The following is a 24,944-nucleotide window of genomic DNA, read 5'->3' on the forward strand; positions in this document are numbered from 1 at the left end:
TAGGCTCACCTCTGTGAGTACGTGCTCAAGCGTCTCCCGGGACACCGACGAGCCCGTTTCGGGAACCGCGGCCACCGCGAGGACCTGGCTGCTGCTGGAGCAGCCCGGTCCGTGGGGTGCCAAGGCGCTCACCTCGAGCCACCTGGACCCCACGGTGGGCCGTGCCCTGGAGGCGGCCGCGCGGGACACGGGCGTGCGGATCGTGCTCATCCGCCGCCCCGGGCGCCACGCCGACCGCCGGATGCCCGCCGACCGCCGGATGCCCGCCGCCCGCCGGGTGTACGCGGCGCACACCGCCCCGGGCAACGTGTGGCTGCAGGCCGCCACCACCTCGGATCCCGCCCAGTTGCTCGACCTCGACTTCGCCGCGCTCGGCCGGGGCGACCACCGCACCTTCGACACGGTGCTCGGCGCGGAGCCGCACCGGGGCGGCCCGCTGGCGCTCGTCTGCACCAACGGCAAGCGCGACCGCTGCTGTGCCCTCCTCGGCCGCCCCCTCGCGGCCGAACTCGCCACCTCCGGAGTCGAGGGCGTCTGGGAGGTCACCCATCTGGGTGGTCACCGCTTCTCCCCGACCGTGCTGGTGCTGCCGTACGGCTACGCCTACGGGCGGGCCGAGGCGCACCTGCTCAAGGAGGTCCTGCAGGGCGCGCGGGAGGGACGGGTCGTCGTGGAGGGCTGCCGGGGCAGGTCCGCCTGGGAACGGCCGGGCCAGGCCGCCGAGCTCGCCGTGCGCACCGGTGTCGGCGAGTACGCGGCCGAGGCGCTGAGCGTCGTACGGACGGCCGGCGCGGCCCCGCGCTGGCAGGTGACCGTCGCCCACGCCGACGGACGCCGCTGGCAGGTCGAGGTGGTGCAGGGCGCGGCTCTCCCACCCCGCCCGGAGAGCTGCGGGGCGTCCGTCCTGGGCTCACCCGCGCGGATGGACGTGGTGGCGGTGCGCGAGCTGAGGGCGGCGCCGGCCCTCGCGAGCTGACCGCCCGCCGCGCGGGGACGGGCGGCACACGCGGGGACGACCGTCCACAGGCGGGCGGCCCAGGCGTCGGACGGCCGTCCGCGGCCGGTGCACCTCTTGACCAAGAGATCCACGCCACATCTGTTACGGCGGGTAGGCGGCCGCACGTACCGTCTTGGGTATGAGCCCCACCTCCCCCGCACGCCGCCTGCGCCTCGGCCTGCCGCGGCGGGTGTTCTCGCAGGTGCTGCTGATGCAGGTGGCCATCGCCGCGGGAGTCGCGGTCCTCGCGACCGGGCTGTTCCTCGCGCCCCTCGGTGACCAGCTGGACGACCAGGCGATGCGCCGCGCGCTGGCGATCGCGCAGACGACCGCGCAGCGGCCCGGGCTCGCGAAGGACCTGCGCGACACGCCGCCGTCGCCGGACGGCCCGGTGCAGCGGGAGGCCGAGCGCGTCCGCAAGGCGACCAAGGCCGAGTACGTGGTGGTGATGGACTGGCGGGGAGTGCGCTGGTCGCACACCGACCCCAAGCAGATCGGCGGGATCGTCTCCACCGACCCGGGCCAGGCCCTGGCCGGGCACGAGGTCATGGAGATCGACGACGGCACCCTCGGCCGCTCCGCCCGCGGCAAGGTGCCGCTGCGCGACAGCGACGGCACGGTCGTGGGCGCGGTGTCGGTCGGCATCGCCTACGACAGCGTCCGCGCCCGGCTCGTCCACGCGATCCCGGGGCTGCTCGCGTACGCCGGAGGCGCCCTGGCCGTGGGCGCGCTGGCGGCGTGGCTGATCTCCCGGCGCGTGCACCGGCAGACCAGGGACCTGGCCTTCTCGGACATCACCGCGCTGCTGTCGGAGCGGGAGGCGATGCTGCACGGCATCCGGGAGGGAGTGGTCGCCCTGGACCGCACCGGCCGCATCCGGCTCGTCAACGACGAGGCCCAGCGCCTGCTGGGCCTCGGGGACACGGTGGTGGGCCGTACCCCCGACGAGGCGCTGGGGGCGGGCCGCACGGCCGATGTCCTGGCCGGACGGGTGACCGGCACGGACCTGCTCACCGTGCGCGGCCGGCGCGTGCTGGTCGCCAACCGGATGCCCACCGACGACGGCGGCGCCGTGGCCACCCTGCGCGACCGCACGGAGCTGGAGCGACTGGGCCGCGAACTCGACTCCACCCGCGGCCTGATCGACGCCCTGCGCGCCCAGGACCACGAGCACGCCAACCGGATGCACACGCTCCTGGGACTGCTGGAACTGGAGATGTACGACGACGCCGTCGAGTTCGTCGGCGAGGTGGTCGGCGACCACCGTGCCACCTCCGAGCAGATCACCGAGCGGATCGAGGACCCGCTGCTCGCCGCCCTGCTGGTCGGCAAGGCGACCGTCGCGGCCGAGCGGGGCGTCGCCCTGGGGGTGTCGGACCGGACCCGGCTGCCCGACCGGCTGGTCGACCCGCAGGGTCTCGTCACGGTCGTCGGCAACCTGGTCGACAACGCCCTCGACGCCGCCGCGGGCACGCCGCACGCGCGCGTGGAGGTCGAACTGCGCGCGGAGGGCCGTACGGTGACCCTCCGGGTGCGCGACACGGGCCCGGGAATCCCGCCCGGGCACCGCGAGTTGATCTTCACCGAGGGATGGTCCACGAAGAAGCCGCCGGCTCACCGGGAGCGGGGCATCGGCCTGTCCCTGGTGCGCAGGCTCGCGGAACGGCAGGGCGGCAGCGCGACGGTCGGCGAGGCGCACGGCGGGGGCGCGGAGTTCACCGTCGTCCTGCCCGATGCGCTGAGCCAGCCGGGCCCCGAGCCGGCCCTGACCGTGCCGTCCGTCGCGCAGAACGCCGAGGAGGGGTCGTGATGATCGAGGTCCTGGTCGTGGACGACGACACCAGGGTCGCGCGGGTCAACGCCGCCTACGTGGAGAAGGTGCCGGGTTTCCACGTCGCCGGCCAGGCCCACAGCGCCGCGGACGCGCTGCGTCAGGTGGAGGCGCTGCCCCGGCTGGACCTGGTGCTGCTGGACCACTACCTGCCCGACGAGACGGGGCTGACGGTCGTCCAGGAGATGCGGCGCCGCGGCCACCAGACCGACGTGATCATGGTGACGGCCGCCCGGGACGTGTCCACCGTGCAGGCGGCGATGCGGCACGGAGCCCTGCAGTACCTGGTCAAGCCGTTCGCCTTCGCGGGCCTGCGCGCGAAGCTGGAGGCGTACGCGGAGCTGCGCCGCACCCTCGACGGGGGCGGGGAGGCCGAGCAGGCGGAGGTGGACCGCATCTTCGGAGCCCTGTCGGCCGGGGCGGAGCCCGCCCTGCCCAAGGGCCACTCCCCTACGACCGCCGAGTTGGTCCGGCAGTCCCTGATGCACGCCGACGGCCCCCTGTCCGCCCAGGAGATCGCGGAACGGACCGGCGTGAGCCGCCAGACCGCGCAGCGTTACCTCAAGCTCCTGGAGCGCACGGGCCGGGCCCGGCTCACCCTCAAGTACGGCGACGCGGGCCGCCCGGAACACCGCTACGTGTGGGCGACCCGCGCGCAGTGACGGCTCGGCAGCCCGGAGCGGGCGGCTACGCCGCCCCCGCCCCCGTCAGCGACCGGACCTCGGTCTCCGCGTGCCGGGCCTCGTCCGGGACCTCCGCCGAGGTGACCGTGCCCAGCCAGCCCGCGAGGAACCCCAGGGGGATCGAGACCAGCCCCGGGTTCTGCAACGGGAAGTACTGCAGGTCGACGCCCGGGAAGAGCGCGTCGGGACTCCCCGAGACGACGGGGGACAGCACCACCAGCACCACGGCCGGGACCAGACCGCCGTAGACGGCCCAGACGGCGCCCCGGGTGGTGAAGCCGCGCCAGAACAGGGAGTAGACCAGGACGGGGAGGTTCGCCGACGCGGCGACGGCGAAGGCGAGGCCCACCAGGAACGCGACGTTCAGGTCCCGCGCCAGCAGGCCGAGGGCGATCGCCACCGCGCCGACCCCGACGGCCGCGACCCGGGCCACGGCGACCTCGCTGCGCGGCTCGCCGCCCTTGCGCCGCAGGGAAGCGTACAGGTCGTGGGCCACGGACGCCGAGGACGCGAGCGTGATCCCGGCGACCACGGCGAGGATCGTGGCGAAGGCGACCGCGGCGACGATCGCGAAGAGAACCGTCCCGCCGGCGCTTCCGGCACCGCCGCCCAGGTCGAGGGCCAGCAGCGGAACCGCCGTGTTCCCGGCCGCGTTCGACCCGCGCACGGCGTCCGGCCCCACGATCGCGGCGGCGCCGAAGCCGAGCACGATCGTCATCAGGTAGAAGCCGCCGATGAGCCCGATCGCCCAGACGACCGAACGGCGTGCGGCGCGCGCGGTGGGCACGGTGTAGAAGCGGGACAGGATGTGCGGAAGCCCCGCCGTGCCCAGGACCAGGGCGAGTCCCAGGCTGATGAGGTCGAGCCGCGCGGTCCAGTCGCCGCCGTACCTCAGTCCGGGCGCCAGGAACGCCTCTCCGTGTCCGCTCCGCTCGGCCGCCGTGAGCAGCAGCCGGTTGAGGTCGCCGTGGAAGCGCACGAGGACGAGCGCGGTCAGCGCGACGGTGCCGCCGAGCAGCAGGACGGCCTTGACGATCTGGATCCAGGTGGTCGCCCGCATCCCTCCCAGCGACACGTAGATCACCATGAGCGCCCCGACACCGATGACGGTCCAGGCCCGCGCCGCCCCGCTCGTGCCGCCGAGCAGCAGCGCCACCAGGCTGCCCGCGCCGACCATCTGCGCCACCAGATACAGAACGGACACGGTGACCGAGGAAGTTCCCGCCGCGATGCGCACCGGCCGCTCCCTCATCCGCGCCGCCACGACGTCGGCGAGCGTGAAGCGACCGCAGTTGCGGACCAGTTCGGCGACGAAGAACAGCACCACCAGCCAGGCCACCAGGAATCCGACGACGTACAGCAGCCCGTCGTACCCGAACAGCGCGATGAGGCCGGTGACGCCCAGGAAGGAGGCGGCCGACATGTAGTCACCCGCGATGGCAAAACCATTCTCCATGGGTGTGAAGAGCCGCCCGCCCGCGTAGAACTCCTCCGCGGAACCCCGCCGGTTGCGCCCCGCCCACGTCGTGATGACCAGCGTGACCGCGACGAACGCACTGAACAGCAGCAGCGCCAGGGTCTGGTGCTCGTCCGTCATGAAGCACCGCCGTTCACGCCGCGGGTCAGTTCCTGGGTGTCCCAGCGCAGTTCCAGCGCCGCCCGGTCCCGCCGCAGCCGCGCGTGCCGGGCGTACGCCCAGGTGAGCAGGAACGTGGTGAGGAACTGGCCGAGGCCCGCCACCATCGCCACGTTGACCGCGCCCGCCACGGGCCGGGCCATGAACTGCGGCACGGTCGTGGCCGCCACGACGTAGCCCACGTACCAGGCGAAGAAGGCCGCGAAGGCCGGTACGACGAACCGGCGGTACCGCCGCCGCACCTCCTGGAAGGCCGCGCTGCGCCGCACCTCCAGGTACACGTCGGCGGCCGCGACGGCGGTCCCGGCCGCCTCACGCGCCGGCGGCATCATCGCCGGGGCGGGCGCTCCGGCGCCCTCCGGCTCGCCCCAGCCGGAGGCGAGGGCGTCGTACCAGGGGTCGTCGTACCTGAGCCGTACGGCCTCCTCGGCCGCGTCCGGGTCATGACCGTCGAGCCGTTCGGCCGAACTCTCCTGACCAGCCCCGACTGCGTGGGGACGGCCCTTGCTTGACTGCATGCCCAAGGATGGACAGCACGGGAAGATCCCCGACTCTTCTTCCCCCCGCTCTTCACTCCATCAGGTGACGCACCCCCGCGGGGCCCCGCCGAGGCCCTCCGGAAACGCCGCACGCCCGCCGGGAGTCCTTGCGGTCCCGGCGGGCACGAGCCCCGCGCAGCCGCTACGCGTCGATCCGCGACCGGTCCAGCGTCGCCGCCGAGTTGGAGATGAACTCCTTGCGCGGCGCGACGTCGTTGCCCATCAGCAGGTCGAAGACCTGCTCGGCGGCCTCCAGGTCGGAGAGGTTGATCCGGCGCAGCGTGCGGTGGCGCGGGTCCATGGTCGTCTCGGCCAGCTGGTCGGCGTCCATCTCACCGAGGCCCTTGTAGCGCTGGATCGAGTCCTTGTAGCGGATGCCCTTGCTCTGGAGGTCCATGAGCTTGTCGCGCAGTTCCCGGTCCGAGTACGTGTACACGTACTTGTCCTGGCCCTTCTTGGGCTGGACGATCTCGATCCGGTGCAGCGGCGGCACCGCGGCGAACACCCGGCCGGCCTCGACCATGGGCCGCATGTAGCGGTGGAAGAGGGTCAGCAGCAGCGTGCGGATGTGGGAACCGTCGACGTCGGCGTCGGTCATCATGATGATCTTGCCGTAGCGGGCCGCGTCGATGTCGAAGGTCCGCCCGGAGCCGGCTCCTATCACCTGGATGATCGCGCCGCACTCGGCGTTCTTCAGCATGTCCGTGACGGACGACTTCTGCACGTTGAGGATCTTGCCGCGGATCGGCAGCAGCGCCTGGAACTCGGAGTTCCGGGCGAGCTTCGCCGTGCCGAGCGCGGAGTCGCCCTCGACGATGAACAGCTCGCTGCGGTCGACGTCGTCGCTGCGGCAGTCGGCGAGCTTGGCCGGCAGGGAGGAGGACTCCAGGGCCGTCTTGCGGCGCTGCGCGTCCTTGTGCTGCCGGGCCGCGATGCGCGTCCGGGCCGCGGCGACGGCCTTCTCCATGACGACACGTGCCTGCTGGGCGGCGTCGCGCTTGGTGGACGTCAGGAACGCCTTGAGCTCCTTGCTGATCACGTTGCTCACGATGCGGCGGGCCGCCGAGGTGCCGAGGACCTCCTTGGTCTGCCCCTCGAACTGGGGCTCGGCGAGACGGACCGTGACGACCGCCGTCAGGCCCTCCAGGGCGTCGTCCTTGACGATGTCGTCCTCGGCGACGCGCAGCAGCTTCTTCGCGCGCAGCACCTCGTTCATCGTGGCCGCCACGGCCTGCTCGAAGCCGGCGACGTGGGTGCCGCCCTTGGGGGTGGCGATGATGTTCACGAACGACTTCAGTGTCGTGTCGTAACCCGTGCCCCAGCGCATGGCCACGTCGACGTCGAGCTCGCGGGTGACCTGGGTCGGGGTCATCTGGCCGTGCTCGTCCAGCACCGGGACGGTCTCCCTGAACGTGCCCTGACCGGAGAACCGGAGGACGTCGCAGACCGGCTTGTCGCTGGCCAGGTACTCGCAGAACTCGCTGATGCCGCCGTCGAAGCGGAAGGACTCCTCGCCCTTGCTGCCGCCCTGGCCGAGCCCGTACTCGTCACGGACCACGATGGTCAGGCCGGGCACCAGGAAGGCGGTCTGGCGGGCACGCTGGTGCAGCGTCTCCAGGTCGAGCTTGGCGTCCTTGAGAAAGATCTGGCGGTCCGCCCAGTACCGCACGCGCGTGCCGGTGCGGGACTTGGGGATCTTCTTCGCCTTGCGCAGGCCGCTCTTCGCCTCGAACTTCGCGTCCTGGCCGGTGCCGGCGAAGGCGCCGGGGACACCGCGCCGGAAGCTGATCGCGTGCGTGTGCCCCCCGCGGTCCACCTCGACGTCCAGCCGGGCGGACAGGGCGTTGACCACGGAGGCGCCGACGCCGTGCAGACCGCCGGAGGCGGCGTACGAGCCGCCTCCGAACTTGCCGCCGGCGTGCAGCTTGGTCATGACGACCTCGACGCCGGACAGGCCGGTCTTGGGCTCGACGTCGACCGGGATGCCCCGGCCGTTGTCCCGGACCTCGACCGAGCCGTCGTCGTGGAGGACGACCTCGATGTGGTCGCAGTAACCGCCGAGGGCCTCGTCGACGGAGTTGTCGATGATCTCCCAGAGGCAGTGCATCAGACCGCGGCTGTCGGTCGAGCCGATGTACATGCCAGGGCGCTTGCGTACGGCCTCGAGCCCCTCGAGGACGAGCAGGTGCCGCGCGGTGTAGTTGGAACCGTCCCGGTCTGCTCCTGCCAGCAGAGCTGTGGACGGCACGGACGTCTCGGCGGTCACGCGGTTCGCTCCTCGCTGAATTTCAGATGGGGCCCTCGTGGGTAAGGGCGCGGCTTCAGTCACCGGTGAGAGGGTACCCAGGCCTGGTAGAGCCCTTGTAACGCCACCCTCGCCGGAAACTCAGACTAGTCCACGGTCGCATGCCTGTTCGATCCTTCGATGGAGTGAAGTCCACATCACGTTCCCTTCCAGGCATGAACCATTTAGGCTCCGGGCACGTCCTCATGAACAACCGGCAACCCAGCCGGGAGGACCGACCACCGATACAACGCGAAGCCCCGTAAGACACATAGACACGCAATACGGCACATTCGCCGCCAACCGGCAGCAGACAGCCGCCTCGGAAGATTCTTTCGAGGAAAAGCCACGAGCGGGAACGTTTTGGGGCTGGTTGGATGTTGACCCTGGTACGACAGCTCGTCGAGCTAGAGAAGAGGCGACGTGACTACTGTTCTGACCCCTGCGAGCCAGTTGACGGCCGCTGATCGCTGCGACCGCTGCGGCGCCCAGGCGTACCTGCGCGTCGTCCTGCTCAGCGGCGGAGAGCTGCTCTTCTGCGCCCACCACGGGCGCAAGTTCGAGCCGGAACTCAAGAAGATCGCCGCTGAGATACAGGACGAGACGGAGCGGCTCACGGCCGTTCCCGCGAACGCCTCCGAAGAAGAGCGCTGACACTTCGCGTCCGACGACGAGCCAGCACGGCACAGGCCGGTGAGCGGGCGGCTGCCTCTCCCAGAGGCAGCCGCCCGTCCTCGTCCTGCCGCAGCCGCACGTGCCGCGTCGGACGCCCCACACACCTTTCCCGCCCGGCCCCGGGGCCGCTGCCCTTCGGGGCCCGGGTGCTGCTTCCAGGCCGGGCACCCGCCAATCCCGGGCCGGGCCGGTTTCCTTCCGGCCACCGTCTCCGGGACCCGGTCCGTCCCCTACCAGCCAGGGCGCCGCGTCAGTCCCAGCCGAGCGTCCGCATGATCTCGGACACCCGCATGTACACGCCGGGGCTGCCGGCCCGTCCGCAGCCGATCCCCCAGGAGACGAGGCCGATCAACCGGCCCTGAGCGACCAGCGGCCCTCCGCTGTCGCCCTGACAGGCGTCCCGGCCCCCTTCGGGCTCGCCCGCGCACACCATGCTCCTGGCGTCGTAGGTGCCGTCGGCACCGCCCGGGTAGGCCCTCTCGCACAGCGCGTCGGGGAGCACCCGCACGCGTGCCGCGCGCAGCGCGCTGGGGTACTCCCCGGCGCCCGAGACGTCACCCCACCCGTACACCGTCGCGGCCCCGCCGGGCGCGTACGCCGGGTCGCCGTGGGCCGCCATGCCGATGACCGAGTCGGCGGGCAGCGGCCGGGCCAGGGTGAGCACGGCGAAGTCCCCCCTGTTGCTTCCACCGTCGTAGGCGGGGTTCACCCACGAGGAACGCACGGCGATCTCCTGCCCGTCACGGTCCGAGAGCAGGTCCGTGCGTCCCGTTATGACCGTCAGGTCCTTCACCCGCTCCGGGGGGCCGCCCAGCACCGCGCTGTCCAGGCAGTGCGCCGCCGTGAGCACGGTGGTGCGTCCGACCGCCACGCCGCCGCAGAACTGTCCCGCGCGCGTACCCCCGAACCGGTCACGGCTGGACAGCGCCACGGTCCACGGACTCTGCGACACGTCGACCGGGAAACCGCCTATGACTCCCCGGTCGGCAGCCACGGAGGCGGTGGGACCCGATGACAGGGCGGCTGCCGCGGTGGCCAGGGCCAAGGGACGGATCAGGGCTCGGACCGGGCGACGACGCATACGTACTCCTCACTCCGTGATGTCGGTGAGACACCCAGGGTGATCCACCCGGCAGTGGCCCGCACCCGCGGAGAGCCGGCGCCGCGCACCCGTGGGGGCCTGCGCCCCGCACCCGCGGCCGGGCGGGCACGGCGAAGGCCCGGCCCCTGTGGGGGGAACCGGGCCTTCGGTGCCGAACGACCCCGATCAGTCGAGGTAGTCGCGCAGCACCTGCGAACGGGACGGGTGGCGCAGCTTCGACATCGTCTTGGACTCGATCTGGCGGATCCGCTCACGCGTGACGCCGTAGACCTTGCCGATCTCGTCGAGGGTCTTCGGCTGACCGTCGGTGAGACCGAAGCGCATCGAGACGACGCCCGCCTCGCGCTCGGACAGGGTGTCGAGGACGGAGTGCAGCTGCTCCTGGAGGAGCGTGAAGCTGACCGCGTCGGCCGGGACGACCGCCTCGGAGTCCTCGATGAGGTCACCGAACTCGCTGTCGCCGTCCTCGCCGAGCGGGGTGTGCAGCGAGATGGGCTCGCGGCCGTACTTCTGGACCTCGATGACCTTCTCCGGGGTCATGTCGAGCTCCTTGGCCAGCTCCTCCGGGGTGGGCTCGCGGCCCAGGTCCTGGAGCATCTGGCGCTGCACACGCGCGAGCTTGTTGATGACCTCGACCATGTGCACCGGGATACGGATGGTGCGGGCCTGGTCGGCCATCGCGCGGGTGATCGCCTGGCGGATCCACCAGGTGGCGTACGTGGAGAACTTGTAGCCCTTGGTGTAGTCGAACTTCTCGACCGCGCGGATCAGACCGAGGTTGCCCTCCTGGATGAGGTCCAGGAAGAGCATGCCGCGGCCGGTGTAGCGCTTGGCCAGGGAGACCACCAGGCGGAGGTTGGCCTCCAGCAGGTGGTTCTTGGCGCGGCGGCCGTCCTCGGCGATGATCTCCAGCTCGCGCTTGAGCTTCGGGGCCAGCTTGTCGGCGTTGGCCAGCTTGTCCTCGGCGAACAGACCCGCCTCGATGCGCTTGGCGAGCTCGACCTCCTGCTCGGCGTTGAGCAGGGGGACCTTGCCGATCTGCTTGAGGTAGTCCTTGACCGGGTCGGCGGTGGCACCGGCTGCGGCGACCTGCTGCGCGGGCGCGTCGTCCTCGTCCTCGTCGGAGAGCACGAAGCCCGCCGCCTCGGTGCCCTCGGGCTCCTCGCCGGCCTTGCCGGGGGCTGCCTCCTCGAGCACCTCCTCCTCGAGGAGCTCGATGTCGTCCTTCTTGGCGCTGGTCTTCTTCGCCGCCGTCTTCTTGGCGGGGGCCTTCTTCGCCGCCGTCTTCTTGGCGGTGGTCTTCTTCGCGGCCGCCTTCTTGGCGGGCGCCTCCTCCTCGGCGGCGGGCTCGGCGGCGGGCGCCGCCGGCGTGGCCGTGGCAGTGGTCTTCCGGGTGGTCACCGCCTTGGCCGCGACCGTCTTGGTGGCGGTGCGCTTGGCGGGACTCTTCGCTGCGACGCTCTTTCGGGTGCGCTTGGGCTCTGCGGCACTGACCATCAGCGTCACACCCTCTTCCTCGAGGATCTGGTTGAGGCTGCGCAGTACGTTCTTCCACTGAGTGGCCGGAATCTGGTCAGCTTCGAAGGCCCGACGCACGTCATCGCCGGCGATCTGCCCCTCAGCCTTTCCCCGCTCAATGAGCGCCATGACAGAGACGGACTCGGCGATCTCCGGCGGGAGCGTACGGGATGTGCTGGCCGACACGAACAACCTCTCGGAACGTTGGAAAACGGCTTCCGGCCCCGTCCACAGGGACAGGAGCCGACCGCCGGCTTGGGGATGGGCCGACGGCGCGGGCGGGGGCCGGGAAGATGCACAGCGCCGTGAACGGCGTCCGTATTCCCTCCGCGGCTGTCACCTCTTAGGTCATCGCGTTCTTCCCACGAGCGTTACGCCCAATCCGCGTGGCCCGAGTCACACCCCGTAAGGGAACAGAAGTGGTCAGACGCGGACAGATGAGGTCACCTCCGGCACCACCCCGGCCGCTCCGGTGGATCTACGGCCCCTTCGCGCCGTCGGACCCCGCGGGATCACCAAGGATCCCACGGGGTCCGACGGGAGGCGGATCACCGAGCGGGCGATGCCACAGGAGGGGGGTGGCACACCCGACCGCGCCGCCCGTGGAACGCGGTCAGTGCTCGCGGGGGGCGGGCACCACGCGTTCCACCTCGGGGTGGACCGTGAGCAGTTGCCGCATCGCCGCCTCGGCCCCGGCTCCGTCGCCCGTGGCGAGGGCGTCGCAGATGCGGCCGTGGTGCGCCAGGGACGCCTCGTTCGGCCGGTCACAGCCGGCGACCGGGCCCCCGGAGACCTGGAGGGCCGCGGAGACGATGCCGGAGAGGTGCTCCAGCATGCGGTTGCCCGCGATCTGGATCAGGAGCGAGTGGAACTCGGAGTCGGCGCGGGAGAAGGTGAGCGCATCACCCTGGGCCAGCGCGTGGCCCATGATCTCGACCATGTCCATGAGGCGCTGCTGCACGTCCTCGCGCCCGTGACCGGCGGCGAGGCGGGCGGCGAGCGGCTCGATCGTCCAGCGCAGCTCGCTCAGCTCGCGGCGCTGGTCGTCGCGCTGCGGCCCGAAGGCCCGCCACTCGATGATGTCCGGATCGAGGAGGTTCCAGTCACTGACGGGGCGCACGCGCGTGCCCACGTTCGGCCGGGCGCTCACCAGGCCCTTGGCCTCCAGGACGCGGAGCGACTCGCGGACGACGGTGCGGGAGACCTCGAAGCGCTGGCCGATCTCCTCGGGCACCAGCGGACGGTCGGCGCCCAGATCGCCGGAGACGATCATCTGACCCAGCTGCTGAACGAGTTGGCCGTGCAGCCCGCGCCCGCGGCTGCCCGCGGCGCGCCGGCCGACACGGCCCAGCTCCGGGTCCCCGCCGTCCCAGGCAGGGGCGCCGACACGGTCGACGGCGGGCGCCTCGGCGTAGGGGTAGCGGTCGAGTTCGCCCGGGCTCGTCAGGCCGGTGTCAGCGGAGCGGGCGGCGGTCATCATGGTGTGCGCAAGGGTACTCACGACTCCTTTGTCGGCGCCGTCTCCAACTCCCTTGAGGTCTTTGGTGAAAAGCACACGAAAGGGTGATCGCTCACCCCGTCGCAATTGACGCCTTATCGGAAAGAAATGGGCGTTCTGCGGGGAGTTGTGCGCATGGCCGGACTAAGGGTTACGGACAGTCGTCACCGGAAGCGGCTCCGCAGGCCGGTGACCAGGTAGGCACAGAGCAGGGTGGCCAGCGACAACGTCAGTGCACCGCCCACGGGTTGGGAAATGACCCGCAGCGCGGCCTCGAGATAGCGCTCTCCCCCGAAGGGCCAGCGCGGCAGCAGGGCCTCGCGCAGCCGCATGGGGAGCCCGGCCGCGGTTCGCACGGACGGACCATGGAGGAGCTGGTGTACGACGGGGACGACGAGCAGGGGCACGGCGGCCACGGCGGCCAGACCGGCCGTGGCGGACCGGAAGACGCCCGCGGCCAGCACCCCGGCCCAGGCACAGCCGACCACCAGTCCGATCCAACTCGCGCTGAGCGGGAGCCAGTCGGCGGGAACCCGGGCCAGCTCCCCTCCGTAGACGAGATAGAGCACTTCCGCGTCGCAACCGACGGTGAGGATGGCCAGCGCCAGCGCGGTGACCGAGGTGACGAGCAGTTTGGCGACCAGCAGCCCCAGCCGGCGGGGCACGGTGCCGCGGTCCGCCGCCAGGGCGGGGTGGCGGAACTCGTCCCCGAAGGCCAGCGCGCCGAGCAGGCCCGCGCCGAGCGCCGCGGGCGGCAGCGGCAGCTCCTGCGGCCAGGCGGCCAGCAGGCGCGGCTGCGGGGTGTGCCCGATGCGGGCGAGCACGACGGCGGTCACGGCGGACACGACGAGCACGACGGCCCCGGTGACGAATCCGGTGCCGATCCCGGCCGCACGCCGGATCTCGTACCGGAGGGGGCGAAGGGGACTGGGGGCGGGGCGGACGGAGATGGGGGGCGGCAGAGGGGGCAGGGAGTCCAGGGTGCGGAGGGTGCGGGCATCGAGGGCGGGAGTGGTGCTGGTGACGGGAGATGCGGTGGAGCCCGGCGGCCGGAGGCCGGAGCCGTCGGGCTCCACGCCGACGGAGGAAGGCAGCTGAGCGCGGGGTTCGCCGCGCCCGGCATCCCCGCCGACGCGTGGCTGCGACGGAACGCCCGGGCCGCCGGCCGCCTCGCCGACGTCCGTGGACGAAGAAGACGGCGGCGGTGCCGGCTGAGCCGCCGGGACCCCGTCTCGAGGATGCTCGGCCGAGACGGTGCCCGAGGACCCGTGGGGCTCACCGGCGTGCCGGTCCGGCCCGCAAAGGGCTGACGCCTCCTGGGCCTCTGGCTCCGGGGCTTCGGTGGGGGTGTCCCAGTCGAGGGTGGGACGCCGTGCCACGGTGACGGTTACGGGCTGCGCCGCGGTCCGGCTCGGCACCGCCGGAGCGGCTCCCGCACCGGGCCCCATGTCGCCGATCTCGTCGGCGAGTTGGTGGACCACGATGCCGTGACGGAACGCGGTCTCCCCGACGTCCGCGCAGCTGCTGCCGTACACGGAGAGGCGGTTGCCGCCCTCGCGTACGACTTCGACGGAGCGCTGCGCGGTGCGGGCCTGTTTGGTCAGGAGAGTGGCGAGACGGGCCGCGTGTGGGCTGCGCACGGCGACCCTGGGACGCAGCCGGGTCCGCGAGAACTCCGCGGCCTCCTGGTCGGCGACGAGCCTGCCCTGTTCCAGGGTGACGACGCGGTCGGCGGTACGGGCGGCCTCCTTGGGGTCGGCCGTGGTGAACAGGACCGTGCCGCCCTGTGCGGCGTGGGCCCGCAGCATGCCGTGCAGCCAGTTGCCCTCGCGCGCGGAGAGCCCGCTGGCGGGGTCGTCGAGGACGAGGGTGTGCGGGTCGGCCAGCAGGACGCAGGCCAGGCCGAGTCGGCGGTCCATGCCGCGCGAGAGGGTGCCGAGACGTTCCTCCCGCAGGCTCACGAGCCCGACCGCCTCGAGGACTTCGTCGGCTCGCCGGGCCGGCACCCCCGCCGCGGCGCACAGCATGCGCAGATGACCGCGGACCGTCCGGGCCGGGTGACCTGGTACGTCTCCGAGCAGGACGCCGACCTCACGTGAGGGGTGGGCGATGCGGTGCAGGGGCCGGCCCCTGAAGTAGGTGATTCCCCGGCCCTGTTGGAGTTCGAGCATGAGTCTGAGGACCGTCGTCTTGCCGGCGCCCGGCGCACCGAGCAGCGCGGTGACGCGACCCGCTCGCGCCTGGAAGGAGACGTCGTCGGCCGCGGGTGGGAGCTCTTTGCGGGGGTTGCTGGTCAGTCCGAAGGCCTCGATCACCCGCAGCAAGATAGCGCGCTATGTCCGTTTTTCCGGGCATCCGGTGGCCCCTCGCACGGTCCCTGGGACGGGGCTCGGTCCCAGGCGTGACGCCGACCACGCCTCGAATCACACCTCGACGCCCCCTCGCCCCGCCACCTCAGCACGCGGCGGCCTCGCCCGCCCCGGGACGGGTCTCGTTACCACGCGCGTCCCCGTCGGCGGCGGCGTGCAGCTCGCCCAGGTCCCGGCCCGGCCGGGCCCGAGATCACACCTCGGGGCGCAGCATCGGGGGGTTGAGCAGTGTCGCCCCACCCGCGCGGAACAACTGCGCCGGGCGGCCGCCCTGGCGGGTGGTGGTTCCGCCGGTGGGGACGAGGAAGCCCGGCGTGCCCGTCACCTTGCGGTGGAAGTTGCGCGGGTCGAGCGCCACGCCCCACACCGCCTCGTAGACACGGCGCAGCTCCCCGACGGTGAACTCGGGCGGGCAGAACGCCGTGGCCAGCGACGAGTACTCGATCTTCGAACGGGCACGTTCGACGCCGTCCGCCAGGATCTGCGCGTGGTCGAAGGCGAGCGGCGCGACCGGCTCGGCGTCCCGTCCGTAACCGCCCTGCTGCAGCAGTTCCTCCACCGGAGCCCAGCGCGCGTTGCTGGCGTCACCACCGGCCCTCGGCGCCGGCAGATCGGGCGCGAGGGCGAGATGGGCGACGCTGACGACCCGCATCCGGGGGTCGCGCTTGGGGTCCCCATAGGTGGCCAGCTGCTCCAGGTGAGCCCCGTTGTCCTGAGCCGGGACGGCGGGGTCGTGGACCCGCAGCCCGGTCTCCTCGGCCAGTTCGCGCGCCGCCGCCTGCGCCAGGTCCTCGTCGGCCCGCACGAAACCACCGGGGAGTGCCCATCGCCCCTGGAACGGCGGTTCACCCCTGCGTACCGCCAGCGCGCACAGGGCATGGCGGCGCACGGTCAGCACGACCAGGTCCACGGTGACGGCGAAGGGCGGAAACGCTGACGGGTCGTAGGGCATGCCGCGATCATAGTCGTCTGCCTGACGATAAACACTCCCTTCACCGGTCGCCTCGCCTACTGATCCGCTTCGGTCCGGAATGGTGCCGGCTGTCCGCGCCCGGTGATCCGAAGATGACAGGTCGTGGCAGGTCACACCCCCAGTTGCAGTCCGTCGGCCGCCTCTTCGACCATGGCGAGACCGAGTCGGCTGACCCGCACGGAGAACGGGGCACCGGCCACGCGCAGACCGGTGAAGCCGATCTCGCCGAGGGGCGCACTGCGCAGGGGACGCAGCGTCACCGTCCCGGCCGGGGCGTCGGGCCGGATGCCGGCGAGGGTGGTCAGCAGCAGCACCCCGGAGGCCGCCGCCGTGGCCGCGGGGCGGCAGGCCGCCGGGTGCGGGAGCGGGGCGCTGCCCTCCGTGCGCTGCTCCCCCGCGTACATCTCGGGCAGACGGTGGGCGAAGGACGCGGCGGCCGCGAGGGTGCCGCGCAGCAGCGCACTCGCCTCCTTCTCGTAGCCGGCGGCCGCCAGTCCCGCGACACCGACTGCGGTCTCCTGGACCCGTACGGCGCCCGCGCGGTGCCCGAACGGGTTGAAACCGGGTTCCTTCGCCCCCAGTCCGCGCAGGCCCCAGCCCGAATCCATGACCGGGCTGCCGAGCAGCCGGGCGAGGTGCTCGGTCTGCACCTTGTCGAGCAGTCCGGGGGCCATCACTCCCCCGCCCAGCAGGCCCGTGTCGAGAAGGTGGGCCGCGGCCGCGCTCAAGTGCGGCACCGGCCTGCCGTCCGGCGCCCGGGCCGCCGCAGGCCGTCCGCCTCCCAGGTCGTCCACCCAGAAGTCCCGGCGGAACGCGGTCCGTAGGGCCTGCGCCCACTGCCGGAGTCCCGCCCCTCCCCTGCGTCCGCAGGCGTCGAGCAGATCGGCACCGAGCAGCGCGGCCCGGTGCGCGTGTGCCTGTGTCTCACAGCGGGTGACGCCGCCAGGGTGCGGGTCGCGCACGTAAGGGTCGTCGCCCACGTGGGTCCGCAGCCAGTTCAGGCACCGCTCCGCGGCGGGCAGCAGGGCTTCCGTCTCCTGCTCGGAGAGGCCCCAGCGGCGGGCCTCGGCCAGCAGGACCGGGAAGAGCAGCGTGGCCTCCGTGCCGGTGCAGTGCGGTGGCAGGAGCGGGCCGGCGTCCCGTCTCGGTCCGGGGATCATCCCGGCCTGCGGACCCGGGCCGGTGAGCTGGGTGCGGGCGAGGATGCGCAGTGTTCCCGCGGCCAAGCCGGTGCCGAGGGGCAGGACCATGCGGGCAGCGAGGAGCGCGTCGGCCGGGGCCATGCCGCAGCGCCAGGGTGCCCCTGCCGCGAGGTGGGTGTCGGCGGGGTGGGCGGTGTCACGCAGCAGGAGGGCCTGGAGGTCCTCGATGCTCGTCCGCAGCAGGGCAGGTGCTGTGGGGTCGTCGCCTTCGACGTGCGCCGCGGCGAGAGGGCTGGTCGCCGCACGCCCCGCGGCGCGGAGGGGGCCCGCGCCGTCCGGCCGCACCCGCAGTTCCACGCTTCTGCTGCCGCCCGCCGGCAGGTCCAGCTCCCAGCGCAAGAGCCCGGCCGAGGCGAGTGCGTCCGAGGGAGGCGGTTCCGCGGTGACGGACGCGTTGCCGGTGGCGCAGGTCCAGCGCAGGCCGGAGTCGTGCACGCTGGCGGGAAGTTCGGGACCCGCCCGGCCGGAGGCGAGCGCCCCGAGATCGGCGAGGTCCGTACCCAGGGCCACTTCGACCGGCAGGCGCAGTGGGCGGGAAGCCGCGCTGTGCAAGGTGATCCGCTCGGTGCCGTCCGCATGGCGGTTGCGTTCCACCAGCACGTCCGGGTCCGGGCCCGACTGCGGGGACGTGCGGAGCGTGCCCACGAAGCGGGCACGGTCGGCGGCGACCATCCGGGCTTGCACCGGGAGGGGTTCGCGTCCCGCCACGCGGATCTCGCAACGGGAGAGCACGCGTCGGCCGGCGCGGTAGAAGCCCTCCAGTCCCCGTCCGGTCAGCTGTCCTTGCTCCGTCGAGATGGCCAGGCCGGGAAGGGCGACGCAGATCATCGCCGTGTGGACGGGCGGTAGGTCGGCCGACCAACGGGGTCCGGGAGCGGGTCGCTGGGGTTCGCGGGCGGGCCGCTGGGGTCCGGGGATCGTCGCGTCCCGGGCAGGCGGGGGAGGCACGTGTCCCGCATGCGTCGGGGCCTGTCCTTGGGCCAGCGGTTTTGAAGGGGACGTGTGTGGCGCCGGGGGCGGAGGTGATGTCTGTGGTGTCGTCGGGAGCCTGGGTGATGAGGTGAGGACGGCATCGCCAGGGGACCGAGGCCCGAAGCCGTCGCCACGGGCCCCTGCGCGCGGGGGTACGCCGACGTCCCCCGGCTGCGGTGCACCCGGCCCTGGCTGGCGCCCGGAAGTTGACTCGCGCCCGGAACCTGGCGTGCGCCCAGAGGGCGACTCTGACTCGGCGGTCGGACGCGGCGGGCCGGGAAGGTGTCGGTCGTCGGCGGCGGAGGGCGGAGTCGGCTGGTGCATGAGAAGGCTTCCTCTGCGCTCTGTGCGCCTCGATCGGGTCCGGTGCCGGAGGGCTCCGAGGCGGAGGGCTCCGACTGGGCGGGGGCGATGCGGCGTCACGGCCGGTCCGGGCGTTCCGCCACTCAGGTGAACGGTGAGGACGTCTCCGGGGTCACGCCCGGGCCCCGGCCCCTTGTCCGGCCGGGCCCCCCGGGCCCTCACTCCTCGCCCTCCGCGCCCTGGCCGGGACGCGGGCCGTCCTGTCCCGTGTCCCGGCTGGGCAGGACCGCGTTGTGCGATCCGTGGGCACGCGAGCTGCCCGAGCGCGCGGTGCCGGACCGCCCGGTGTTCGGTGACGTCGTGTGGCCGGGGCGCACGGGAGCTTCGCCGGCACCGGCAGGGCGCGTGGGGTCCGTCGGCGTACGCCGGTGGGACGTTCGCGGGCTCGGGGCCCGGTCGGCTGCGCGGGAACGGCCGGAGGCCGTACCGGCGGAACGGGGGCGGGGGCGTCGACGAGGGCTCGCCGTTGCGGGCGAGGGGACTGAGTCGGTCCGGGAGGGTGCTACTTCCGCCACCGCGTCGACCGCTCGAGCCTCCGAGACGTCCTCCCGTGCTCGCGGGTCCTCGGCCCGGGCACCGGCTCCGGCGGCCACCGCCCGCCCGCGACCCGCGCGCTCCGATCGCAGGCAGCGTCGGATCGACTCCGGTTCGAGCCCTTCGTTGCAGGCCTGGTGCAGGAGGCGTGCGAAGAGGTAGTCGGGATCCGCTCCCAGGGCCATGGCGAGGGCTTCCCGTGCCTCCAGTTCGTCGCCGGTGGACCAGGCGACCCAGCCGGCGAGGGTGAGAGGTGCGGCGGCGTGTTCGCCGTAGGGGCCGACACAGCGGCGGGCCAGGGTGCGCCAGAGGCGCAGGGCGTGTGCGGCCTCGTCGCCCTCCATCCACTCGGCCGCCCGGTCACGGGTCGAGCGGTCCTGGAGGCCGAGGATCAGCCGGGCGGCCTCGCCATGTCCGATCAGTTCGTCGTCGCGGAGGTCCGCCAGCAGCGTGCCGGAGACAGGCTGTGCCCCGGCCAGGCGGTCCAGCATCCGTTCCGCGAGGCTGAGTGTCTCGTCGGCCACCTCGTGGCGGCCGGCCTCGTCCAGGAGGCGCGGGACGAGCGCCATGCTGGCGGCGTCCAGCGCGGCCTCCTGCTCCAGGGCGGCCGCGTTCTCCCAGGGCTGCAGCCGGGCCCGCAGCTCCCGCAGCGTGCCGCGGACCTGGATCCCGGCGTAGGCGGCCGCGGCGGCGAGTACGGAGGTGCCGGGCAGCCCCATGGGCGCTCCCTCGGGCGAGCAGCAGACCGGGTTGTCACAGCAGTACGACCAGTAACGCCCTTCCGAGATGCACAGGGCTTCGACCACCACCACGCCGAGCGAACCGCATTCGACGCGCAGCCTCTGGGCCAGTGGCCTGAGCCGCTCCATGACCTGGCGGCCGGTCCGGCCCTCCTCCGGCTCCTGGCACAGGAAGGCCACCATCGATTCGGGGCGGGCTCCTCTGCGCTCGCTGCCCTCCACCAGGCCGTGTGCCAGCTGCCGGGCGGCCGCCGGCCAGTCGTCCGCGTGGGCGGGGATACCGAGCCGGGCCCGGCCCCCGAACCGTCCGTGGCCGTCCTTGTCGTGCAGGGCGACGAGGACGATGCTGTCCTCCGGCCGGTAGCCGAGCAGGTAGGGCAGGGCGTCGGCCAGTTCGGCCGGCGTGCGCAGGGTGACCTGGTGCTCGCTGCCGTGGCCGCCGTATGCCTGGGGCCCTGGGACGTGCAGGCCTGCACCGTCACACGCCCGATTGTCCCCGTCGCCCGTCCGTCGCTCTCCGTCGCCGGCCCGCTTCTCCTGTCCGCTCTCCCGTCCGCCCGCTGCGTGAGCGCGATGCTCCCCGGACGGGCCGATGTCGCCGTTTTCGGGGGATCCAGTCGTTTCGCCGTGGTTCGTCATGCGAAGACGATCTCGCGGATCTTCAGGCTCCGCTTCGCCCTGTGGATAAGTTCAATCAGGGACACGTCACCCAGGACGACGCGGCGACCGCTGTCCACAGGCACCGCGCCCGCTGTCACCGCCGTCCTGTTGTATGGGACGCATGGAGCACACGAGCAACGCGGATCTCAAGGCTGCGGCCGACGCCGTCCTCGCCCGTCTCGTCGGGGACGCATCGGGGGCGGCCCGGCTGCGCGAGGACCAGTGGCGGGCCATCGAGGCGCTGGTCGCCGAAAGACGCCGTGCCCTGGTCGTCCAGCGCACGGGGTGGGGCAAGTCCGCGGTGTACTTCGTGGCGACCTCGCTGCTGCGGGCACAGGGCAGCGGTCCGACGGTGATCGTGTCCCCGCTGCTCGCGCTCATGCGGAACCAGGTCGAGGCGGCGGCCCGCGCCGGGATCCACGCCCGGACCATCAACTCCTCCAACACCGAGGAATGGGAAGCCGTTCAGGAGGAGATCACCGCCGGCCAGGTCGACGTCCTGCTGGTCAGCCCCGAACGGCTCAACAGCCCGGACTTCCGGGACCAGGTGCTGCCCCGGCTCGCGGCCGCCACCGGGCTCCTGGTCGTGGACGAGGCACACTGCATCTCCGACTGGGGCCACGACTTCCGGCCCGACTACCGGCGGCTGCGCACGATGCTCACCGACCTGCCGCCCGGTGTGCCGGTGCTCGCGACCACCGCCACGGCCAACGCGCGCGTGACGGCCGACGTCGCGGAGCAGCTCGGCACCGGTGGCGGCTCGGACGCCCTCGTGCTGCGCGGGCCGCTGGACCGGGACAGCCTGAGTCTGAGCGTGCTGCGGCTGCCGGACGCCGCGCACCGGATGGCGTGGCTCGCCGAGCACCTCGACGACCTGCCGGGTTCGGGGATCATCTACACGCTCACGGTGGCCGCGGCCGAGGAGGTCACCGCCTTCCTCCGGCAGCGCGGCCACACGGTCGCCTCCTACACGGGCAAGACGGAGAACGCCGATCGCCAGCAGGCCGAGGAGGACCTGCTCGCCAACAAGGTGAAGGCGCTGGTCGCCACCTCGGCGCTCGGCATGGGTTTCGACAAGCCCGACCTGGGCTTCGTGGTGCACCTCGGCTCGCCCTCCTCCCCCATCGCCTACTACCAGCAAGTGGGACGTGCGGGACGCGGTGTCGAGCACGCCGAGGTGCTCCTGCTGCCCGGCAAGGAGGACGAGGCGATCTGGAAGTACTTCGCGTCGCTCGCCTTCCCTTCCGAGGACCTGGTGCGCCGCACGCTCGACGTCCTCGCCCGCGCGGAGAAGCCGCTGTCGCTGCCTGCCCTGGAGCCTCTGGTGGAGCTGCGCCGCTCCCGCCTGGAGACGATGCTCAAGGTCCTGGACGTGGACGGCGCGGTGAAGCGGGTCAAGGGGGGCTGGATCGCGACCGGGCAGCCGTGGACGTACGACGCCGAGCGGTACGCGTGGGTGGCGCGTCAGCGCGAGGCCGAGCAACAGGCCATGCGCGCGTACGCGTCGACGACCGACTGCCGCATGGAGTTCCTGCAGCGCCAGCTGGACGACGAGGCCGCCAAGCCGTGCGGCCGCTGTGACAACTGCGCGGGTGCGCGCTTCACCGCCGACATGTCCGCGGAGGCGCTCGACGCCGCGCGCGTGGACCTGGGGCGTGCTGGTGTGGAGGTGGAGCCTCGCCGGATGTGGCCGACCGGCCTGCCGGCGATCGGGGTGGACCTCAAGGGGCGCATCCCAGCGGGTGAACAGGCCGCACCGGGGCGGGCGTTGGGCCGCCTGTCGGACATCGGCTGGGGCAACCGCCTGCGGCCCATGCTCGCTCCCCAGGCTCCCGACGAACCGGTACCGGACGACGTGGCGAAAGCCGTGGTCGACGTCCTGGCCGACTGGGCCAGAGGTCCCGGCGGCTGGGCTTCGGGGTCCTCGGACGCCCCGCCGCGGCCGGTCGGCGTGGTCACCGTGGCGTCCCGCACCCGGCCCCGGCTGATCCACTCCCTGGGAGCACGTATCGCGGAGGTCGGCCGGCTGCCGCTGCTGGGCTCGGTCGAGTACACCGGTGACACCCACCCGGGCCCCCGCAGCAACAGCGCCCAGCGACTGAAGGCACTCGACGGCACCCTCACCGTGCCGCCCGCGCTGGCTTCCGCCCTCGCCGGAGCCCAGGGCCCGGTCCTGCTGGTGGACGACTACACGGAGACCGGCTGGACCCTCGCCGTCGCGGCCCGCCTGCTCCGGCGATCCGGCGCGCAGGGGGTGTTGCCGCTGGTTCTGGCCGTGCAGGGCTGACGCCCGTCCGCTCCCGGCCCACGCACACGACACCGGCCCCGTGCCTCCTCGCGCACACCTCTGGACGCCGCACGCCCCGTGGCGTACGAACGTGTCGTGCTCGAACGCCCCATGCGTGGCTCGGTGGCACACGGGGTGGGGATATTAGCCGCGCACCATCTGATAACGGTCGGCTGCCTCAATTGCTCGTTGCCGCATTCAAGTTCGACAGGAAGAATTGAGGTCCGCTCCCCGCACGGCTCGTCCGCCGCCCGGAAGGGCTTCCCTGCGGTGCGCGCTCCCAGGAATCCGACCCCGCCCGCAGTGTGGGCGCGTAGCCGAAGGGAGGACCGTGACCTTCGGATTCGCTCCGGCCTCGGCAGCGGCGTCGACATCCGCCGCTTCCGCCAACCGCCTGCTCGAACCCGCGGAATGGGCCGCAGCGGGGATCCCCCTGCTGCGCAGCCCCCGCGAGGTGGTCAGCGGACTGCACGCCCGGCACCATCCGCAGCCGGCGACCGCCGTCATCGCCGTGCTCGACCCGGACGAGCGGCTGCGGGCGAGTGCCTCGTTCGTCCGCCGCCCGGCCCCGGCGGACGGCTGGATGTTCCGCAACGTGCTGCTGGCCCAGCTGCGCCGCATCATCCCGCACGACCTGCGGCGCCGCACACCGGTGCGCACGGCGGTGCTGCTCTACTGCCGTGAGGGCGACGCGCGGTGGACGGAGGAGGACGGTGCGTGGATGTGGGGGCTGCGGGACGCGTGCACCCTGCACGGGCTGCGGTGCGGGGCGTACATCACACTGACCCGTGACGGCTGGCAGGTCCTCGGCGAAGACCGCGGCGGTCGCCGCCCGCACTCCGCCTCGGCGCCTGAGCCGTTCGCCACGTCGGAGGCTCCGCCACCGCAGCCGCGGACCGGTGGCGCGGCCTCGGAGATACTGCGCCGCGCTGCGGCGGCTCGCTGAGGCCTCGGCCGGCACTCACGCACGCCTCCGGGCCGCGCCCAGGGCGCGGCTCATCACGACTCCCGTGCCTGCCCCGCTCCGAGAGGGCGAGGCACTCCTCTGCCGACACGCCGACGCACGGGCACGGGCACGGGCACGGGCACGGGCACGGGCACGGGCACGGGCACGGGCACGGGCACGGCGAACCGGCGATACAGCCCGCGGGAAACCCCTCCGCACAAACCTGCGGGGACTCTTCGGCAACCTGCGGGAGCCCCTGCTGCACAACCCGCGGGAGCGTCCCCGCGCGGCCCGCGCAAAACCTGCCCGTGCGTGCGTCAGTACTCACTCTCGACGCCGAGGCGTCCCGCGCCCAGCGCAGGCTGAACCGCCCACCGTGCGAGATCCGCCGAAGCGGCCTGGCGAAGTCAGCCGTCGTCGCCCTGGCGGGCGCCGCGGCGCGGCTCAGACGCCCGCGCCGAGCACCGCGTTGATCCGCTGCGGGTCTCCGCAGACGATCAGCAGGGCGTGGGCCCGGGAGTGGGCCAGCGCGAGCGCGCTCGCCGCCGCGGCCTCGGAACCGCCGTTGACGGCGACGACGACCACCGGGCGCGACGCGGCGCGGGCCGCGACGGTGCCGTCCGCGTAGAAGACGTCGTCACGGGCGTCGTGCTGGGCCCAGTAGGAGGCTTCACCGAAGGACAGCTCGTGGGTGGCCCACGGGTGCTGCTCACCGGTCGTGATCACCAGGATGTCACCGGGGGCACGACCGGAGTCCAGCAGCAGGTCCACGGCCTCCTCGGCGGCGTCGAGCGCGCCTTCCACGGAAGCCGGGATCAGCTGGATCTGCGGTGTGGCCGGGGCGGCGGCACCGGTGTCGGGGCCCGGCGAAGCGGGCTTCGCGGCCACGTCACGCGGGGTTCGCTGCACCGGCGGCGCGGGCCGGAGAGGTCCGGGACGACCGGGACGCGACGGAGCCGCGGGACGGGGGCCGGGTACGGGACGGGGGGTCGGCGCGGTGCGGCCGCTGGCCGGAGTGGCGCGGGGACCCTGGGCGCTCTCGTGAATCTGAGGCTCCTCGGGAATGAGAGGCATGGGTTGATATTTATCAAACGTTGGTACGACCCGCGTCGGCGGGTGGCGCATGCGTGCGGAC

The 24,944-nt window shown here is 72.9% G+C and carries 17 protein-coding genes; 6 read left to right on the forward strand and 11 right to left on the reverse strand.

Annotated elements, in window-relative coordinates; translation table 11 throughout:
• The first annotated feature begins 13 nt into the window (after positions 1-13).
• From AC07DA_RS27520 to AC07DA_RS27530, 3 genes are all read left to right on the forward strand, one after another.
• Entirely contained in the window at positions 14-976 is a 963-nt protein-coding gene (locus AC07DA_RS27520) for a sucrase ferredoxin (RefSeq protein ID WP_479130885.1), read from the forward strand.
• Between the two features lie 160 nt (positions 977-1,136).
• Positions 1,137-2,807, forward strand: a complete 1,671-nt coding sequence (locus AC07DA_RS27525) for a sensor histidine kinase (protein WP_479130886.1) — start codon at positions 1,137-1,139, stop codon at positions 2,805-2,807.
• Positions 2,807-3,490: a response regulator gene (locus AC07DA_RS27530; protein WP_479130956.1), complete on the forward strand. Its 684-nt coding sequence runs from the start codon at positions 2,807-2,809 to the stop codon at positions 3,488-3,490. Before AC07DA_RS27525 ends, AC07DA_RS27530 begins: the two co-directional genes overlap by 1 nt.
• 25 nt (positions 3,491-3,515) lie before the next feature.
• Here the strand turns inward: AC07DA_RS27530 and AC07DA_RS27535 are convergent, their stop codons facing one another.
• The 3 genes from AC07DA_RS27535 to AC07DA_RS27545 form a co-directional block, all read right to left on the reverse strand.
• On the reverse strand, positions 3,516-5,108 hold the full coding sequence (locus AC07DA_RS27535) for a solute symporter family protein (RefSeq protein WP_479130887.1): 1,593 nt from the start codon (positions 5,106-5,108) through the stop codon (positions 3,516-3,518).
• Positions 5,105-5,665, reverse strand: a complete 561-nt coding sequence (locus tag AC07DA_RS27540; protein ID WP_479130888.1) for a DUF485 domain-containing protein — start codon at positions 5,663-5,665, stop codon at positions 5,105-5,107. The genes AC07DA_RS27535 and AC07DA_RS27540 overlap by 4 nt, the downstream gene beginning before the upstream one ends.
• Before the next feature lie 163 nt (positions 5,666-5,828).
• Positions 5,829-7,952, reverse strand: a complete 2,124-nt coding sequence (locus AC07DA_RS27545; RefSeq protein WP_479130889.1) for a DNA gyrase/topoisomerase IV subunit B — start codon at positions 7,950-7,952, stop codon at positions 5,829-5,831.
• Positions 7,953-8,393: 441 nt separating this feature from the next.
• Here AC07DA_RS27545 and AC07DA_RS27550 point away from each other — a divergent pair, with 441 nt between their 5' ends.
• Positions 8,394-8,624, forward strand: coding sequence for a DUF7455 domain-containing protein (locus tag AC07DA_RS27550; RefSeq protein WP_479130890.1), 231 nt, complete (start codon positions 8,394-8,396; stop codon positions 8,622-8,624).
• Positions 8,625-8,895: 271 nt separating this feature from the next.
• On the opposite strand, the gene AC07DA_RS27555 is transcribed toward AC07DA_RS27550, so the two are convergent.
• The 7 genes from AC07DA_RS27555 to AC07DA_RS27585 form a co-directional block, all read right to left on the reverse strand.
• The gene (locus AC07DA_RS27555; protein WP_479130891.1) at positions 8,896-9,726 is read right to left on the reverse strand and encodes a S1 family serine peptidase; all 831 of its coding nucleotides are present in this window, start codon (positions 9,724-9,726) and stop codon (positions 8,896-8,898) included.
• 186 nt (positions 9,727-9,912) lie between these two features.
• The gene (locus AC07DA_RS27560; RefSeq protein WP_479130892.1) at positions 9,913-11,451 is read right to left on the reverse strand and encodes an RNA polymerase sigma factor; all 1,539 of its coding nucleotides are present in this window, start codon (positions 11,449-11,451) and stop codon (positions 9,913-9,915) included.
• A 427-nt stretch (positions 11,452-11,878) separates the two neighbouring features.
• Positions 11,879-12,766 (reverse strand): FadR/GntR family transcriptional regulator, encoded by an 888-nt coding sequence (locus AC07DA_RS27565; protein WP_479130893.1) that lies wholly within the window; start codon positions 12,764-12,766, stop codon positions 11,879-11,881.
• A 161-nt stretch (positions 12,767-12,927) separates the two neighbouring features.
• Entirely contained in the window at positions 12,928-15,078 is a 2,151-nt protein-coding gene (locus AC07DA_RS27570) for an ABC transporter ATP-binding protein (RefSeq protein ID WP_479130895.1), read from the reverse strand.
• Between the two features lie 247 nt (positions 15,079-15,325).
• Positions 15,326-16,084 (reverse strand): NUDIX hydrolase, encoded by a 759-nt coding sequence (locus tag AC07DA_RS27575; protein WP_184589838.1) that lies wholly within the window; start codon positions 16,082-16,084, stop codon positions 15,326-15,328.
• Positions 16,085-16,215: 131 nt separating this feature from the next.
• Entirely contained in the window at positions 16,216-18,135 is a 1,920-nt protein-coding gene (locus tag AC07DA_RS27580; protein ID WP_479130896.1) for a glycogen debranching N-terminal domain-containing protein, read from the reverse strand.
• Between the two features lie 665 nt (positions 18,136-18,800).
• Complete coding sequence (locus AC07DA_RS27585) at positions 18,801-20,555, reverse strand: DUF4192 domain-containing protein (protein ID WP_479130897.1); 1,755 nt, start codon at positions 20,553-20,555, stop codon at positions 18,801-18,803.
• A 142-nt stretch (positions 20,556-20,697) separates the two neighbouring features.
• Between AC07DA_RS27585 and AC07DA_RS27590 the strand changes: the two genes are divergently transcribed.
• Positions 20,698-22,863 carry a RecQ family ATP-dependent DNA helicase gene (locus AC07DA_RS27590; RefSeq protein WP_479130898.1) on the forward strand — a complete coding sequence of 722 codons (2,166 nt, stop codon included), beginning with the start codon at positions 20,698-20,700 and terminating at the stop codon, positions 22,861-22,863.
• 331 nt (positions 22,864-23,194) lie between these two features.
• Positions 23,195-23,809 carry a hypothetical protein gene (locus tag AC07DA_RS27595; RefSeq protein ID WP_311688392.1) on the forward strand — a complete coding sequence of 205 codons (615 nt, stop codon included), beginning with the start codon at positions 23,195-23,197 and terminating at the stop codon, positions 23,807-23,809.
• Positions 23,810-24,253: 444 nt separating this feature from the next.
• Here the strand turns inward: AC07DA_RS27595 and AC07DA_RS27600 are convergent, their stop codons facing one another.
• Positions 24,254-24,883, reverse strand: coding sequence for a hypothetical protein (locus tag AC07DA_RS27600; RefSeq protein ID WP_479130899.1), 630 nt, complete (start codon positions 24,881-24,883; stop codon positions 24,254-24,256).
• Positions 24,884-24,944: the final 61 nt, after the last annotated feature.

This window comes from Streptomyces sp. NPDC044921, assembly GCF_056432865.1.

What these genes read in the sequence shown, in the direction of transcription:
- AC07DA_RS27525 (WP_479130886.1), top strand. Translation starts at nt 1,137, where the DNA reads ATGAGCCCCACCTCCCCCGCACGCCGCCTGCGCCTCGGCCTGCCGCGG.
- AC07DA_RS27530 (WP_479130956.1), top strand. Translation starts at nt 2,807, where the DNA reads ATGATCGAGGTCCTGGTCGTGGACGACGACACCAGGGTCGCGCGGGTC.
- AC07DA_RS27535 (WP_479130887.1), bottom strand. Translation starts at nt 5,108, where the DNA reads ATGACGGACGAGCACCAGACCCTGGCGCTGCTGCTGTTCAGTGCGTTC.
- AC07DA_RS27540 (WP_479130888.1), bottom strand. Translation starts at nt 5,665, where the DNA reads ATGCAGTCAAGCAAGGGCCGTCCCCACGCAGTCGGGGCTGGTCAGGAG.
- AC07DA_RS27555 (WP_479130891.1), bottom strand. Translation starts at nt 9,726, where the DNA reads ATGCGTCGTCGCCCGGTCCGAGCCCTGATCCGTCCCTTGGCCCTGGCC.
- AC07DA_RS27575 (WP_184589838.1), bottom strand. Translation starts at nt 16,084, where the DNA reads ATGCCCTACGACCCGTCAGCGTTTCCGCCCTTCGCCGTCACCGTGGAC.
- AC07DA_RS27580 (WP_479130896.1), bottom strand. Translation starts at nt 18,135, where the DNA reads ATGATCTGCGTCGCCCTTCCCGGCCTGGCCATCTCGACGGAGCAAGGA.
- AC07DA_RS27585 (WP_479130897.1), bottom strand. Translation starts at nt 20,555, where the DNA reads ATGACGAACCACGGCGAAACGACTGGATCCCCCGAAAACGGCGACATC.
- AC07DA_RS27590 (WP_479130898.1), top strand. Translation starts at nt 20,698, where the DNA reads ATGGAGCACACGAGCAACGCGGATCTCAAGGCTGCGGCCGACGCCGTC.
- AC07DA_RS27600 (WP_479130899.1), bottom strand. Translation starts at nt 24,883, where the DNA reads ATGCCTCTCATTCCCGAGGAGCCTCAGATTCACGAGAGCGCCCAGGGT.